Source organism: Ruegeria sp. S263 (genome assembly GCF_056780525.1).
This window is the reverse complement of record NZ_CM165558.1, coordinates 919,645-935,453: the sequence shown is the minus strand read 5'-3', so window position 1 is coordinate 935,453 and position 15,809 is coordinate 919,645. Positions and strand designations below refer to the sequence as shown.

At 56.6% G+C, this 15,809-nt stretch carries 15 protein-coding genes; 5 read left to right on the top strand and 10 right to left on the bottom strand.

Annotated features, from left to right (window positions below; all coding sequences use genetic code 11):
- Positions 1 to 13: 13 nt before the first annotated feature.
- Positions 14 to 1,117, bottom strand: a complete 1,104-nt coding sequence (locus tag ACT2B1_RS04610; protein WP_481668650.1) for a Gfo/Idh/MocA family protein — start codon at positions 1,115 to 1,117, stop codon at positions 14 to 16.
- Positions 1,118 to 1,292: 175 nt separating this feature from the next.
- Between ACT2B1_RS04610 and ACT2B1_RS04605 the strand changes: the two genes are divergently transcribed.
- From ACT2B1_RS04605 to ACT2B1_RS04595, 3 genes are read left to right on the top strand one after another with little or no spacing between them, the layout of a single operon-like run.
- Complete coding sequence (locus ACT2B1_RS04605) at positions 1,293 to 2,213, top strand: PfkB family carbohydrate kinase (protein WP_481669001.1); 921 nt, start codon at positions 1,293 to 1,295, stop codon at positions 2,211 to 2,213.
- A gap of 9 nt (positions 2,214 to 2,222) precedes the next feature.
- Positions 2,223 to 3,059: a 5-deoxy-glucuronate isomerase gene (locus ACT2B1_RS04600; protein ID WP_481668649.1), complete on the top strand. Its 837-nt coding sequence runs from the start codon at positions 2,223 to 2,225 to the stop codon at positions 3,057 to 3,059.
- Entirely contained in the window at positions 3,056 to 3,895 is an 840-nt protein-coding gene (locus ACT2B1_RS04595; protein WP_481668648.1) for a class II fructose-bisphosphate aldolase, read from the top strand. The genes ACT2B1_RS04600 and ACT2B1_RS04595 overlap by 4 nt, the downstream gene beginning before the upstream one ends.
- 24 nt (positions 3,896 to 3,919) lie before the next feature.
- Here ACT2B1_RS04595 and iolB read toward each other — a convergent pair whose 3' ends face one another.
- From iolB to ACT2B1_RS04550, 9 genes are all read right to left on the bottom strand, one after another.
- On the bottom strand, positions 3,920 to 4,726 hold the full coding sequence (gene iolB / locus ACT2B1_RS04590) for a 5-deoxy-glucuronate isomerase (RefSeq protein WP_171241480.1): 807 nt from the start codon (positions 4,724 to 4,726) through the stop codon (positions 3,920 to 3,922).
- A 47-nt stretch (positions 4,727 to 4,773) separates the two neighbouring features.
- Positions 4,774 to 5,955 (bottom strand): phytanoyl-CoA dioxygenase family protein, encoded by a 1,182-nt coding sequence (locus ACT2B1_RS04585; protein WP_171241479.1) that lies wholly within the window; start codon positions 5,953 to 5,955, stop codon positions 4,774 to 4,776.
- 50 nt (positions 5,956 to 6,005) lie between these two features.
- The gene (gene iolE / locus ACT2B1_RS04580) at positions 6,006 to 6,905 is read right to left on the bottom strand and encodes a myo-inosose-2 dehydratase (protein WP_171241478.1); all 900 of its coding nucleotides are present in this window, start codon (positions 6,903 to 6,905) and stop codon (positions 6,006 to 6,008) included.
- Entirely contained in the window at positions 6,902 to 8,734 is a 1,833-nt protein-coding gene (gene iolD, locus ACT2B1_RS04575; protein ID WP_481668647.1) for a 3D-(3,5/4)-trihydroxycyclohexane-1,2-dione acylhydrolase (decyclizing), read from the bottom strand. Before iolD ends, iolE begins: the two co-directional genes overlap by 4 nt.
- 84 nt (positions 8,735 to 8,818) lie before the next feature.
- Positions 8,819 to 9,637: an ATP-binding cassette domain-containing protein gene (locus ACT2B1_RS04570; protein WP_170466954.1), complete on the bottom strand. Its 819-nt coding sequence runs from the start codon at positions 9,635 to 9,637 to the stop codon at positions 8,819 to 8,821.
- Between the two features lies 1 nt (position 9,638).
- Entirely contained in the window at positions 9,639 to 10,763 is a 1,125-nt protein-coding gene (locus ACT2B1_RS04565; RefSeq protein ID WP_171212805.1) for an ABC transporter permease, read from the bottom strand.
- An 81-nt stretch (positions 10,764 to 10,844) separates the two neighbouring features.
- Positions 10,845 to 11,786, bottom strand: coding sequence for a sugar ABC transporter substrate-binding protein (locus ACT2B1_RS04560; RefSeq protein WP_170427125.1), 942 nt, complete (start codon positions 11,784 to 11,786; stop codon positions 10,845 to 10,847).
- A gap of 124 nt (positions 11,787 to 11,910) precedes the next feature.
- Positions 11,911 to 12,924 carry an inositol 2-dehydrogenase gene (gene iolG / locus ACT2B1_RS04555; protein ID WP_171241476.1) on the bottom strand — a complete coding sequence of 338 codons (1,014 nt, stop codon included), beginning with the start codon at positions 12,922 to 12,924 and terminating at the stop codon, positions 11,911 to 11,913.
- A 250-nt stretch (positions 12,925 to 13,174) separates the two neighbouring features.
- The gene (locus ACT2B1_RS04550) at positions 13,175 to 13,330 is read right to left on the bottom strand and encodes a hypothetical protein (RefSeq protein WP_481668646.1); all 156 of its coding nucleotides are present in this window, start codon (positions 13,328 to 13,330) and stop codon (positions 13,175 to 13,177) included.
- Positions 13,331 to 13,726: 396 nt separating this feature from the next.
- Here ACT2B1_RS04550 and gntH point away from each other — a divergent pair, with 396 nt between their 5' ends.
- Together gntH and ACT2B1_RS04540 are read left to right on the top strand one after the other, a co-directional pair.
- Positions 13,727 to 15,073: a guanitoxin biosynthesis MBL fold metallo-hydrolase GntH gene (gene gntH, locus ACT2B1_RS04545; RefSeq protein WP_171241474.1), complete on the top strand. Its 1,347-nt coding sequence runs from the start codon at positions 13,727 to 13,729 to the stop codon at positions 15,071 to 15,073.
- A 28-nt stretch (positions 15,074 to 15,101) separates the two neighbouring features.
- Positions 15,102 to 15,731: a DUF3299 domain-containing protein gene (locus ACT2B1_RS04540; protein WP_481668645.1), complete on the top strand. Its 630-nt coding sequence runs from the start codon at positions 15,102 to 15,104 to the stop codon at positions 15,729 to 15,731.
- Positions 15,732 to 15,809 lie beyond the last annotated feature (78 nt).

Here is a 15,809-nt window from a genome sequence, read left to right as displayed (position 1 = left end):
TAGTTTTCAGCGCTCAGAAGTCGCCGATTTGTTTCCATTGCCGCTGCTCGGATGATGCCAAAGCCGCGGCCAGAACGCGGTTGACCTCATGCCCGTCGCGGAACGTTGGCCAAATAGCTTTTCCGGTATGAATTGCCTCGAGGAAATCCTTGGCCTCGATGATGATCTGGTCCTGATACCCGGTTCCATGTCCAGGTCCTTGACAGAACGGCTCATAGTCCGGATGGGCGGGGCCTGTCAGGATCTTGGTAAAGCCTCTTTCCGCCTCAGGCCCTTCTCGACGATAGAGCCACAGGGCATTCTGATCCTCCTGATCGAACCGGATAGCTCCTTTTGTACCTGATATTTCATAGGCATAGCCCATCTTGCGGCCCGTGGAAATCCGACTGACGTAAATATTCCCCATCGCACCATTTGCGAAACGACACATGATCTGAGCGTGGTCATCATTTGTCACAGGACCGCCAGGACGCTCGTGGTGAACGGTTTCGACCTCGGCCATAATCTCGACTATCGGCCCGACCAGGGCCATGGCGCCGTTGACCATGTGGGGGGCCAGATCGCCGATTGTTCCGTTGGCCATTCCGGTCGTGCGCCACGTCGCCGGGGCCTCGGGATCGGCATAAAAATCTTCGGTATGCTCGCCGCGGAACCAGGTGATGTCCCCCAGTTCTCCCTGCGCAATCAACTGGCGCGCGAACTGAGTTGCCGGGGTCCGGACATAGTTGAACCCGACCATGTTGGTGACACCTGCTGCCTCAGCCGCTGCGACCATGGCTTGACCATCCTCCAGCGATGAACCGAGTGGTTTTTCACTCAGAACCGGCTTGCCCAGGGCGAACGCCGCCTCAGCAATCTGACGATGCGTCGTTTGCGGCGAGGCAATCACGACGGCCTCGACCGCCGGGTCATTGACCAGCGTGCGCCAATCCTCGGTCGACCGTCGGAAACCATAGGCTGCACGATACCGCTCGGCGCTTTCCGGGCTGGACGCGCAAACCATCTCAAGACGCGGTCGAAGCACAGTGTTGAACACCGCGCCGACGGCAGACATCGCGACCGAATGAGCCTTGCCCATATAGCCGCCACCAACGATTCCAATTCCGATTTCAGGCATCTGTCACGGCTCCGAACAATGTATTTGCAACCGGTTGCAAAATCAGTATCGTGTGAATCGATTCAACGCAAGGACCAACGATCCTCGCCAGCCCCTTTTTGCCGGAGGTAACGACGTGAACGCTTTGATAGACGGTATCAAAGGAAACCGGTTTGCGGTCTTTGGCCGTGCTGGCATGGACCTTTATGCCGATCCTGTTGGCGTCAAAAGCGAAGACGCGAACACGTTTCACGCGGATCTGGGCGGGTCATCGGCGAACATCTGTGCCGGGCTGGTCAAACTGGGCAGCCAGGCGTCGCTGATCACTTCTGTCTCAGATGATGCCGTGGGCCGGTTCTGTTTGAACAAGCTGGCGCATTACGGCGTCGATACGTCCTACATCCGGGTCGTAGGTGGCGAATACCGCATGTCGCTGGCCGTCTACGAAAGCCGGATCGAGAATTTTCAGAATGTCATCTACCGAAACGGTGCCGTCGACTTTCAGGTGACCGAAGATGATATGGATGAGGTCGACTACGGTAAGTTCTCGGCGGTGATCTCTGCCGGAACGGTGTTCGCCTCGGAACCTTCGCGCAGCGCTACGTTTCGCGCGTTCGACAATGCTCGCAAGGCAGATTTGCCGGTCATTTTCGACATTGACTACCGCCCGTATAGCTGGCCATCCCCGGAGGTCGCCGCTGAGGTTCTATCGCGCGCAGGTGAAGCCAGCGACCTGATCGTCGGTAATGACGAAGAGTTCGGGTTCATGGCCGGAGGCATCGACAAGGGCTTGGACAAGGCAAAGGAACTGGCCGCAAAACCGGGCCGGATCGTCATTTACAAGATGGGCGAAAAAGGCGCAGTCACATTTGCTGACGGGCAAGAAATCGAAACTGGCATCTATCCGGTTACGGCCGTGAAACCCAATGGCGCAGGTGACAGCTTTATGGCTGGCCTGTTGGCCTCAATTGCAGCAGGCAGCGAGCTGAAAGAAGCCGTTATGCGCGGCTCGGCCTGTGCATCAATCGTCGTATCAAAACCCGGGTGTGCCCCGGCTATGCCAACATCGCCGGAACTGGACGCGTTTCTCGCCTCTCACCCCGGCCCTACGACATAGGAGACTTCCATGCATATCGCGCCCTTTGACAATCAGAACAAACCCATCGTTGACGCCGATGACCCTACTGTACCGCTGAATTACTTTAACATCGTCAAACTGAGAAACGGCGAGGCGTTCGAGTATCAGGTGCCGGGCTATGAGACCTGCATCGTTCCAGCCACCGGCAGTGTCGACGTTGACGTTGAGGGCGTACAATTCGCCAAGCTGGGCAACCGGGGCGAAGACGTTTGGGACGGTGAGCCGGAAGGCGTTTACGTTCCTGTCGGTGCCAAGGTCCAACTGGTCTGCGTGTCGGACGAGACGGAAGTGTTCGTTGCAGGAGCCAAATACGACAAGGTGCTGGACCCTTTCGACGTGCGCGAACATGACTTGGTTCAATACGGCAGCGACGACACTAAAACTCATCGAAAGATCAAGCACATCCTCGGCCAGAAACAGCACGACAAGGTTGGCCGTCTACTGGTCAGTGAACTCTTCACCGTTGGCCAAGGCGGCTGGTCCGGCTTCCCCAGCCATAAGCACGACACCAATCGTCTGCCGGACGAGACCCGGCACGACGAGACATACAACTTCCGCTTCAAACCCAACTGGGGCTCGGGCCTGCAAATGTTGCAACGCGAGGACAACGAGCCGGGTGACGCCTATCACATCGTCGACGGCTCAACGATCTGCATCGACAAGGGCTACCACCCCTGCTGCGTGCTACCCGGGTACGAGATGTATTATTTCACCATTCTTGGCGGTCTTACACAGCGTTCTCTGGTCCAGTTTTTTCAACCCACCCATGCCTATCAGATCGAAACGATCCCGGGCATCAAAGACATGATTGCCAAGTTCAAATGACACTGGCCACCCTGAAAGACGTTCTGATCCCGGCGTATGAACAAGGTTATGCTGTGGGTGGCCTTGTCACCCTTGGGTGGGAAGACATGCGCGCCTATGTGGCCGCAGCTGAAGCCGAAAACGCGCCGGTGATCCTGCAGGCGGGCCCAAGCTGCCGCGAGCATACTCCGCTGCCCATTCTGGGTAAGATGTTCCGCCACCTGGCCGAGAACGCCTCGGTCCCGGTCGTGGCACATCTGGATCATGGTTACACGTTCGAGGAGTGCAAGATCGCGTTGGACAGCGGGTTCACCTCGCTGATGTACGACGGCTCGCGCAAGCCGCTGCAGCAGAACATCGACAAAACCGCCGCCATTGCCGAGATGGCGCATGCGGCCGGTATATCCTGCGAAGGCGAGATCGGGTTCGTGGGCTATTACGGTGGCGAAGGGTCGAACGGCACAGACCCGGCCGAGGCCGCAAATTTCGCCCGCGAAAGTGGTGTGGACGCGATGGCAATCTCGGTCGGCAACGTCCACCTGCAGCAAAACAAAGAGGGCGGGTTGGACGAAGAGCGCATTGCGGAAATCGACGCCGCGACCGAGGTGCCTTTGGTCATTCACGGCGGCTCAGGCGTGCCGGTCGAACAGCGCAGCCGGTTGGCGCGAGAAACGTCGATCTGCAAGTTCAACATCGGAACAGAGCTACGTATGGCATTCGGCCACGCCTTGCGCGAGGCGATTAATCGCGACCCGGAACGGTTCGATCGCGTGACTATCCTGAAAGAAACCCATGACCCGGTCGAGGCCGCAGCGAGAATGGTGATCCGCGCCTTCGGAGCCCCGCCGCAGAGGTAAAGCCCGGGGCGGGGTTGGTACAGATTATCCGTCCCGCTCCATGATCCATTCGACCTCAGGGGCCGGGACGAACCGCCATTTCCGCAGCGGTCCCGCCATGACGTTCAGATAGTACATCTCGAACCCATAAGGCGCGCCGCAGGGATGATGGCCGCGCGGGACGGTCACAACATCTCCGTCCGAAACGGCCATGGTTTCATCCAACTGACCGTCATCGGTATAGACCCGCTGAATGCCAAAACCGTTGGCCGGATTCAGTCGGTGGTAATAGGTCTCTTCCAGATAGGTGATACGTGGATAGTCGTCCTCGTCATGGCGGTGGCTGGGGTAAGACGACCAGTGGCCGTTGGGTGTGAAAACTTCGGTCACCAGCAGACTGTCGGCGTAATCCTCGGTCTCCATCGCGATGTTGTTGATATAGCGCGTATTCACGCCCTTTCCCCGTTCCGTCAGGGTGATACCGTCCGGCCCGATCCGGCGCGCTTCGTGACCACCTTTGCCTGGCGCGGAACACGCAGCGATTACGCAATCGGTTTCAGCCACAGCCGCCCAATCAGTACCATTCGGAAGGTACAGGCAATGCGGCGGCGTCTTCTCGAACACGTTCATCCGATCGCCCAGTATACCCCAATTCTGCCCTGCCCCAGTAATGCTGGCCTTGCCCTCAACCATGACCAGAATGACCTCACGATCGCCGGTTGCCTCGCTGACCCTATCCCCTGCCCGCAGATGGTAAAGACCAAACCCGACATAGCGCCACCCGGCACTGGCCGGAGTTATGTCATGCACTTTTCCTCTGCGCCCAAAGGGCTTTTTCAGCAGGTCCGACATGTGTTCTCTCCGTATTAGGCGGGCTTGACGAGCCCGCCTGTAGTTCCTCAGGCAGCTTGCCTTGTTTGTAGGGCCGAGAACGCCTCAGCCAGTTGTCCTTCGCTCCATCCTTCGGCCACCGCACGACGTAGAATATCGGCCTGACTTTCCGGAGCGTTGCCATTGATTGGTGGATCTGTGTCCAGATTGGTCGGGAATGGATAGCCCTCTGCCGTGGCTGCAATAGTAGCGTCCAGCGCGCGACCACTCAGTTCACCACGTTGTTTCAAGGCGACAAGCGAGGGGAACACCGCCTCGGACATGGATCGCCGATCGATGGCCTCCATCGCGAGTCCAAAAGCGGATGAGATTTGCAACAGGTTGGCCATCCGGTCGATATCCGCACTGCGGTTTTCGCCCGCCGCGTGAAACAGCGCGGGGTTGAAGAAAACGGCATCTCCCTTGTCCAGCGGCAACTGAATGCAGGTTTCCTCGAAATGGGTCCGGTGGCTCTCGTCGTGGAACGCAAGGTAGCCCGGCGGATACAACTGGGAAAAGGGCAACAGCTTGGTTGGTCCGCTTTCTACCGGCATATCGCAATGGGCGACCGCGCCCTGCAATGTCAGCGATGCCGTGACCAGATGAGCGTGCGCGGGATAATTCGCTGCTCTTTCCGCGCTCTGAAACCCCAGGTGGTAGTCCCTATGCGCCTGTTGTGCCTTGCCGCCCGGACGCACCTGATTGATCTGAGCGGTAACCTGAAAATTTGGTCCCAACCACGCCTCGCACGCCGCCGCAATTGCCGTATTCCCGAAATAGAGCGCAAAACCTTCAGGGTCGCGCAGGCACTGTTTTTGCAGCGCGTTCCAGATCCGGTCATTCGCGCCAGAGGCGGCGAAGTGATCACCTTCGCCAGCACCGCTTTGACGTTCCTCTACGATGATCTGGCGGAAAACATCGCTGGCACGGTCGATGACGGATGTATCAGCGAACGCTCCTTTCAGAGCGATCACTCCGGCCGATTTACCCAAAACATAGCCCCACTCGGCCAACAGAGCTTTGCGCTTGCCTGCGTTCTCCAGCACCGGGCGCAATGCGTGCATGTCGTAGATCGGAACATTCTTTTTAATCGAGGCGGCATGGGGCACCGCGTCGGCTGCCAAACTCTGCGAGGTCAACACCTTGAATTCATCCAGATCACAGGATTCACGGTCGAAGTAACCAACAAAACCCAGTTCCTGATTTACCATGAGACATCTCCCTTTTTCATGGCTTCGGTGTCGCCCCGCGGGGTCGATCGTTACGCTTGGACCTCCAATCCTGCTTTCGCGCAGACCTCGAGAATATGCTCGTAGCCCTTCTTAGAGTATTCGTAGGGCGGTGCCTTGGCCGGGTCTTGCTCGGCCTCGACCACGATCCAGCCGTCGTAGTCCATGGATTTCAAAGCGTTCGCCACCGCCTGAAAATCGATGCACCCGTCACCCGGGACAGTGAACGCACCGGCAACAACGGCATCCAGAAAACTGCGGTCGTTTTCACGCACATCCTGAACAACCGTTGGACGGATGTCCTTAAAATGAACATGATGGACCCGGTCCCCCCAACGGTTCAAGGTCGCCATGACATCGCCACCGCCGAACAACAGGTGGCCAGTGTCAAAGCACAGTTTTACCTCAGGTCCTGATCCTTCCATCAGCCAGTTCACGTCATCCTCGGTCTCGATGATCGTGCCCATGTGGTGGTGGTAGGCCATCGGCATCCCCTGATCGCCCATCCATTTGGCCAGTTCGGTGATCTTGGCGGCATAGACCAGAACCTCGTCCTTGGACAGTTTGGGTCGGTTATTGACCGGGGTCTCAGCCTGCCCCTGAACGGTGTTCGAACACTCGGCATAGACGATGCACGGGCTATTCAGGGCAACAAACTGCTCAACCTGTTCGCGCACCGCTTCGCGCTCTGTCGCGAAATCGTTGACCAGCGACGCGCCCGAGCACCACCCGCCGCACAGCGCGATGTTATTGCCTTCGAGATAGGCGCGTAACCCTTCGGTATCACTGGGCATGCGCTGGCCGCGTTCGACACCGACATAACCGATCTCGCGCGCTTCCTTCAGTGCTTGTTCCATCGTGTAAGCCGCCGTCAGGTCAGGCAAATCATCATTCTGCCAGGCGATCGGAGAAATCCCGATTTTCACGCTCATCTCGTGTTTCTTTCCTTAATCGCCAGCTCATAGGCTGCGCGTTTTTCGTTCACTTCGGGGCGGATGCTGACTTCCGGAACTGCCACTTCCCACCACGTACCGCCGTATTCGGTCGAGGGGTACGGATCAGTGTCGATGACAACCACATAGGGCCCTTTGACATCGCCCCGTTTGGCAAGCGCGCCTTCCAGTTCAGCAACCGAGCTAACCTTGACGGATGTCGCCCCCATCGCCGCCGCGTGGGCCGCGAAATCAATGGCCGAGGGGTTCTCATGCACTGCATGGTCCAGAAGGTTGTTAAACTCGGCTCCGCCAGTGCCCATCTGAAGACGGTTGATGCAGCCAAAGCCACGGTTGTCGGTAATGACTACGGTGAACGAGACACCCATCATCGCCGCCGTCGCCATTTCCGAATTCGCCATCATGTAGGTGCCGTCGCCGGTAAAGCAGATCACATCGCGATCCGGTTGAGCCATTTTAATTCCCATTGCGCCGGCAATCTCATAGCCCATGCAGCTAAAGCCGTACTCCATGTGATAGGCACCAGGGCGCGGCGCTTTCCAGAGTTTGTGGAGTTCTCCCGGCATGGTTCCCGCCGCGCACATGGCAACTGTATCGTCATGTGACGCCCGCTGAACCGCGCCAACAACCTGCATATCTGTTGGAAGCGCGTTTCCGTCGCCCGGCGCGTCAGTCAGCTTGTCGACCTTGCCGTACCATTCGGCCTTCAGCGAGGCCGTCACAGGATCGGCGCGGTATCCCTGCAATGCTGCGCCCAATTCCTCCAGCCCAACACGCGCGTCCGATTGCAACGGCATAGCGCCGTGTTTTTCCGCGTCATAGGCAGCCGTATTCAGGCAGATCATCTCGCGTTCCGGATTGGAAAACAGGCCCCAAGACCCGGTGGTGAAGTCTTGCAACCGAGAGCCAACGGCCAGCACAAGATCCGCCTCGGCGCAGACCGAGTTAGCCGGTTCGCCACCGGTCACGCCTACAGGTCCCAGGTTCAACGGGTGATCCCATGCCAAGGCGGACTTACCAGCCTGCGTTTCCGTAATCGGGATGTTGTGCGTTTCCACGAAACTCTGCAGCGCATCCGTCGCGCCCGAATAGTGCACCCCACCCCCTGCGACGATGACCGGACGTTTGGCCACCTTGATGGCCGCGACAGCGCGGGCCAGTTCGCCTTCATCCGGACGGATGCGGCGCTGATACCAGACACGCGGTTCAAAGAAGCTTTCCGGATAATCGTACGCCTCGGCCTGAACGTCCTGACAGAAAGCCAAAGTCGCCGGCCCACATTCAGCGGGGTCCGTCATGGTGCGGAACGCGCGCGGCAACGCGGTCAGCAGGTGTTCCGGCCGTGAGATGCGATCAAAGTACCGGCTGACTGGTTTGAAGCAATCATTGGCGCTGACCGTACCGTCGCCAAAACTCTCGATTTGTTGCAGCACAGGATCGGGACCTCGTGTCGCGAAGACATCGCCGGGAATGATAAGAACCGGCAACCGGTTCACATGGGCCAGCGCGGCCGCCGTCACCATATTGGTTGCACCCGGCCCGATGGACGAGGTTACAGCCATGGCCCTCGTACGTCGCATTTGCTTGGCATAGGCGATGGCACAATGCGCCATGGTTTGTTCATTGTGGCCGCGATAGGTCGGCAGGCTGTCCTTTACGGCATGCAACGCCTCACCCAGCCCGGCCACATTGCCGTGACCAAAAATAGCCCAGACACCTGCTATGAATGGCTCTCCGGCCTCATTCATCTGCGCGCCCAGATAGCGGACCAAAGCTTGCGCTGCGGTCAGTCTGATTGTCTTGCCCATTGTGATCCCTTTCAACTTAAGGCCACCCCGGCCAATCGGTTGAATTCCAGTTTCTCAAATATGTACAGTCCAAGCGGGAACGCGTCAGACCGTGCCGCCCAAAGACCCTTCCAGCTCGGCCAGCTCCTGACCACCTGCCATCAGGTCCTGCAGTTCCTCGGGTGAGATTTCGCCCCGTTTCGCGGTGCCCAGCGTCTGGCCCCGGTTCAACACGGTAAAGCGATCGCCGACGGCCAGTGCGTGACGCACGTTGTGGCTGATGAAAACCACACCCACACCCTGACTGCGCACCTTGTCGATGGTCGCCAGAACATTGGACGTCTGGCGCACGCCCAACGCCGAAGTTGGTTCGTCCAGGATCAGGATCTTTGCGCCGAAATGAACCGCACGAGCAATTGCAACTGTCTGACGCTCACCACCGGACAAGGTACCTACGGCCTGGTCCGGTCCACGCAGGTTGATGCCCATCTTGCGCATCTCTTCCATGGTGATTTCATCGGCCAGCTTCTTGTCGAAGAAATTGATCCCGGCGACCTTGCGCGTGGGTTCGTTGCCCATGAAGAAATTCCGACTGACACTCATCAACGGGATCATCGCCAGGTGCTGGTGTACCGTCGCGATCCCGGCTGCAATGGCGTCACGCGGGTCTTCGAAATGCATGGGCTTATCTTCGAAGAAGATCTCACCCGCTGTTGGTTTGTGGACTCCGGACATGGTCTTGATGAAGGTCGATTTGCCCGCACCATTGTCGCCCAGCAGACAGTGACACTCCCCAGGTTTCAGATCAAAGCTGACACCGGCAAGGGCGATCACAGAGCCAAAGTGTTTCTGAATGTCTACCATCCGAATGATCGGTTTCTGGTCCTGGGCGTCGCCGTGATGGAATTTGGTATCTTCGGTCATCTCACCGTTCTCCCGTGATGATGCGACGGATGTAGGTGTTCAGGATTACGGCGCCCAGCAGGATCACGCCAAGGAACACCCGGAACAGCGAGCTTTCGACCCCTGCAAAGAACAACCCCTGCTGAACCACACCAAAGATCAGTGCCCCGAGAGCCGCACCCAGAACCGAGCCATAGCCGCCGGTCAGCAACGCGCCACCGATCACCACCGCGATAATGGCCTCGAACTCTTTGAGCAGGCCCCGGTCCGCACCGGCCGAGCCGAACTCCATCACCTGACAGGTCGCAAAGACGGTCGCACAGAAGGCGGTAAACATGAACATCAGAACTTTGACCCGGTTCACAGGAACACCCGAGTTCCTTGCGGCCTCGGCGTCTCCGCCCGAGGCAAAGATCCAGTTTCCGAATTTGGTTTTGGTCAGCAGCACATGGCCAAAGATGATGATCACCAGTGCCCAAATCAGCAGCATCGGAATACCGTCGACCACAGGCTGACCTTGACGCGTGCCGCGTTCAAAGGTTTCGATCAGGCCGTTGTCACCGAGCCAGACGAAAAAGCCCTGCCCAACTTTGCCGCCGAACACCGACGCCAGCCAGTCGCCCTCGGCCACGTCGCGGATACCGCCGATGATGGTTTTCCGCTCGATGGTCTGAGGCAGGTAGATGGTGAAGCCGCGCAGAATGAACAGGAATGCCAACGTCACGATAAAACTGGGCAGGCCGGTACGCACGACAATGTACCCGTTGACCGCCCCGATCGATACGCAAAGCGCGAAGGTTACAATAATGGCCATCCAGACCGGCCAGCTGAGCGTGACGGAAAAGATCGCGATCATCATGCCTGCAAAGCCGATCATCGAACCAACGGACAAATCAAATTCGCCCGCGATCATCAACAAACACGCACCTACGGCAATGATCATGAACTGAGCAGAGACCACGGACCAGTTCATCACGCCCTGAGCGGTGAACATGCCGCTATCAAAGGCGAACAGCAGGAAAAACGTGAACACTGCCACCGTGCCGACCATGCCACCCAATTCCGGGCGGATCAGGGCTCGGCGCAGGGGTGAGATCTCTTTGATCCGCTCGTCGCCGCCGCTTACGGTTTGCGCTGACTCAGCCATTGTTGCCTCCTTCGCGCTTCGTTCTGAATGCTTTTATAATGGGGTGCGGACACACATCCGGCGTCCGCACCGTTTCAAAAATCAGCGGTATTCGCCCGCGAATTCTTCGATCTTTTCCAACCCGTCTGCGGTCACGAAACCGGGACCCGAGTTGATGTTGTTGCCCGGCAGAACGCCGTAACGGTGGTAGTTGGCCATCACGACAACCGGCAGGTAAGCCTGCAGGAAGGGCTGCTGGTCGATGCCCCACTGGATCACGCCGCTTTTGATGCCTTTGACGATCTCGCCACCCAAGTCAAAGGTGCCAAAGTAGATGTCGCCGGCCATGCCGTTTTCTTCCAGCGCCAGAATGGTCGGGTCCGCCGAGGTCGGGCCAAGCGTCAGAACTGCTTCTGTTTCAGGGTTGGCCGACAGATACGCCAGAACACGATTCTTAATCTCGGCCGGGTCCTGACCCGCGTCGATCATCTGCTCGCCCAACTCGATACCCAGACCGTCGGCAAAGCCCTGGCAACGTTCCTGGCTGGACGGCTGCACGATGTAATGGTTCACACACAGGAAGGATCCGATGCCATCGTCTTTGGCCCGTTGGCCTGCAGCGAAACCGGCGTCATATTCAGGCTGGCCAACATACATCAGCGCGCCAACTTCACGCGCCTTTTCCGGTGTCCCGGTGTTCATGATGATGACGTCGATACCAGAATCCACGGCCGCCTTGATCGGGCCTTCCAGAATGTCCGGGTCAGCCAGGGTAGTGATGATGCCGTTTGGTCCCGATGCTGCGGCCTGATCAATGATCCGCGCCATGTCTGCAAGGTCACCGGTCGGCGGGTTGCGGTATTCAACCTCAACGCCCATTTGCTCGCCCGCCAAGGCGATGCCGTTTTTTATGGTGTTCCACCAGCTGTCACTGTCCGGGGCGTGGCTGATCAGAATGTACTTCTCGCCCTCCGCTGCCGCGCCAGTGGCACCGGCGAATGCGACGGCGCTGGCCATCAGAACCCCTTTTACGAACGTTTTCATTTCCATTCCTCCCAATAGAACTGTCAATCGTATTGTCTGGGCTTCAGCCCCAGTCATTCGGCATTGGCCGAATCTCCTCCGCCCCCAAGTGAACCGGGGCTGTGTCCAGTTTCAGGAAATCCGATCATTTTGCAACCGGTTTCAAAACATCACTCAGCATGACCGGCATTCCGGAACGCGCCGAACGGGTCGCAGCTTCGGCCATCGCCAGTGCTGCGACGCCGTCTTCCAGAGTAACCGGCATATCCGACCCGGCTTGTACGGCGTCAACAAATGCGCCCCATTCTGTCCGGTAAGCAGTCATGTAACGTTCCAGAAAAAAGTAGGTCGGCTTGGCACCGACAACACCATCCACCGTCGACTTCACCACCGAGTTTTCCAGGATGTTGTGCGCCTGAAGCAGCCCCTTCGACCCCAACAGCTCAACCCGCTGGTCATAACCATACACGGCGCGTCTAGAATTCTTGATTGCAGCGACCCGACCATCTGCGTAAGTCATTGTAACAACAGCGGTATCATAGTCCCCCGCCTGACCAATCTCAGGGTCGACAACTGATGTTCCGACAGCTGAAATCACTGTGGGCAACTGCCCCATCAAATAGTTTGCCATGTCGAAATCGTGGATCATCATATCCCGGAACAAACCGCCCGAGACTTTGACGTAGCTGATAGGTGGCGGGGCCGGGTCAAAGGACGTGATCGATAGCAATTCCGCCTTGCCAATCTCTCCTGCCTCGAACGAGGCTTTTAGTGCCGAGAAATTGGGATCAAACCGACGGTTGAACCCGACCATAACCGGCTGACCGGTTTCCGATGCGTTTGTCTGACACGCAATAGCCCGATTCAGGTCCAGATCGACGGGTTTTTCGCAAAGTACGGCTTTTCCCGCGCGAGTCGCCGCCTCGATGAGGTCGGAATGTGTATCGGTGGGCGTGGCAATCAGAACCGCATCAATGGACGCATCCGCGATGATGTCTTCCGAACTGCGTGTTTCGGCCTGATATTCTCCCGCCAGACTTTCTGCCGCTTTGGGAACGGCATCTGACACCGCAGCCAATACGCTTTTAGGATGCTCACTGATGGCTTGCGCATGTACACGGCCAATCCGTCCGGCCCCTAACAATCCGATCTTGAGCATGCAGCTTCTCCGAATCCAGTCTTCGCGCGCAGCATGTTTCTCTTTGCAACCGGTTGCAAGATATTTTTTCATCAACTTGGGAAAGTTGCGAGGGATCGCCTTGTCCTCAGCGGCCTTCAACAGTTGGGCAGGCACGCAGCCCGCGCTTGATTTTGTTGTGTCTTGGTGAATTTGAACGCGGAACGAAGCCGAAATCTCCTTCGGCTTTATCATCCTGTCGTTGATTTACTTGCGCCCGCTATACGCCAGATTAAACGGCGTCCGCCTCAACACGGTTAACGAAGAAGACAACATCTTCGAAATCAAAGCCCCCTGCAACGGTCAGGTCTTCGAATCCGATGATCATTGCCTCACCGCCCCTGGCGGTTCCGGGCAGCGCGTGTTGCCAATCATCGGCATCAGACAATTCTGCCGCCCAAGCGGCCCGTCCTGAACAACAAAGAACCCAAGACGAAGTTTGCGACGAGTTGGAAGACGAGGCCGACGACGATCGCGCATATCTAGAAGAAGAAGTCGATGAAGCGTGCATAGATTTGAAGCAGGAAACGGGAAAGGACTGCGATTGGTCAGGTTGTAAGTCCAGCCCACCTTTCGCACTGCCCTATTAAGACCGGACTAGTTATATTGATCTCTAGCCAGTCGTTCGCATATGGCATCTTGTCCATGACGCTTCACCGACTGCTTTGAGCTATGCCTCGGGAAGCCCTACTTTCAGTAGCCGCAACGGAAGCACGTTTTGAAAATCCGTTATCCTCGGTTAACCTCCCAAAGCAATCTGCACGGGACAAGAGGGGCACTTATCATGAACGGATTGAAGACAGTCAGCGCCGCGGGTTTTCTGACTTTTTCCCAGTCAATCGAAGCGCTTGCTCAGGAGCAGCCAACCCCAGAGATGCAGAAAGCAATCGAGTTCTTCAACCAAGCGGGAAATCCTGAAGGACGATGGATTGAAGGCGAGACGATGGTGCCTTACGTCGAAGCTGCATCCCATTTTAATGCAGCCATGCTTTACTATCCCGGAACTGAAGAATTGCAGGACAATGAGATCCGCGTGAGCTTCATGGGTTCGACATACTACCCATCACAGGATCAATCCGGGATGAGCATTTATGTAGAACTCGGAAACGGTGATCGTTTCGTTTTTGACATGGGGATTGGTTCACTGCGGAACTACAACAGCTTCTCCGTTCCCTTCAATACAATCAATCACGTCTTCATTTCCCACCTTCATATGGATCACGTGAGCGACCTGCCCTACTTCACGATGTTCCGTCCCATTCAAGGTGGTTACACACCATTGAATATTTACGGCCCGAGCGGGTCCGAACCTCAGTATGGAACGCAGCATTTCGTCGACAGCATGATGGCCATGACATCGTGGCACCAAGATAGCTTTAATGCCTGGCCCGTCGGCGAAGGCTATAACCCTAATGTAGTGGAATTCGACTACATGGATGAAGGTGGGACGGTGTACGAAGCCAACGGGGTCAAAGTCACCCATTGGCCAACATCGCACACCAAAGATGGCGCGACGAGCTACAGATTGGATTGGAATGGTAAAAGCCTTTGCTACACAGGTGACAACCGTCCGAACAGCTTGACGATAAAGTATTGTGGAGGCGTGGACATGCTGATCAGCGAAGTTCAAACCGCCACTGTCTCTGTTACCTCTCGTGCACTGGGAATGCCGGCTGCAATGGCGGCGTACACAATCGACACATCGCACACGCCAGCCTATGGCCTAGGTTATATCTGTGAGCAGACTCAGCCTAAAGTCTGTGTCGCCTCGCACTACAGCTATGACGATGTTTTCAACAACGAAACGGTTGCCGAGGTGCGCTACCATTATAAAGGAGCGTTTGCGTTCGGTGCGCCTGACCTCGTCGTTTTCAACTTGCACGGTGACGGAAAAGTATGGTGGCGCGAGGGGGTCACAGGTGAATCCAATCAGGTGCCACGACCAGTGTATACAGATGATGAGATCACGTTCCCCGCTCCAAAACATCAAGTTTACGATGTGATTAACGAAACTATTGAGGCCAACGAGATAGACCCAGAACTCTGGTATCCACCTGAGAAGAAGCCAGAGCTTGTACGCGAGTGGCCTTTAACCGAAGACATCACAATACCAAACCCGTTTGCCAATTAAAGCGGAGCCAATGCGAATTCCGTCAATAATGCTGATCCTCACGTTGCTAGGTTCAGCAAGTTTCGCCGGGCCTGCTCGACCGGTCGATTGGAGTGATTTAGGTAACAACTTATCTTCGCAGAAGAACCCGTATTACGGCCTAACCGCAGACGAAGCCAGACTGGTGGGAGTTCTTGTGCATACAGCAGAGATGCGGGAAGCCGGTAAAGCTCTTTCCCCGCATGTGCTACAGGGCGAAAAAATAGCACTGTCGGCGCTAAACAGTGTTGGCATCGACGGCGCTGCCAAAGTTACTGATGTAGCAGAGTTCGGCAAAATGATGGACTCCAGTCGCAATGACCTGAATGATCGTCTTATGGGTCAATCTATTGAAATTTCCGGCTTCGTTTTACCTCTGAACTTCACCGACACAAAGATAACTGAGTTTGTTTTGGTTCCTTTTGCAGGAGCATGTGTTCACACACCCCCTCCGTCGCGAAATCAAATGATAGTGGTCAATTATCCGGAAGGTTTTTTGGTAAACGGCTTATTCCAGGCGGTGGCTATTTCTGGGCAATTGGTTAGGGGTGATACGGTACGCTCGATTGGATTTTCCGATGGTATTTCATCACTTGATATCGGGTATCAAATGGAGGCGGTTTTTGTTGATCCATTGTGAGAACCAGCAAGGCTGCTGTGTCCTGTTGGGCGATCATTCGCAAAATTCCGCTAACGTTCGCAGCGAGCCCTTGGTGAC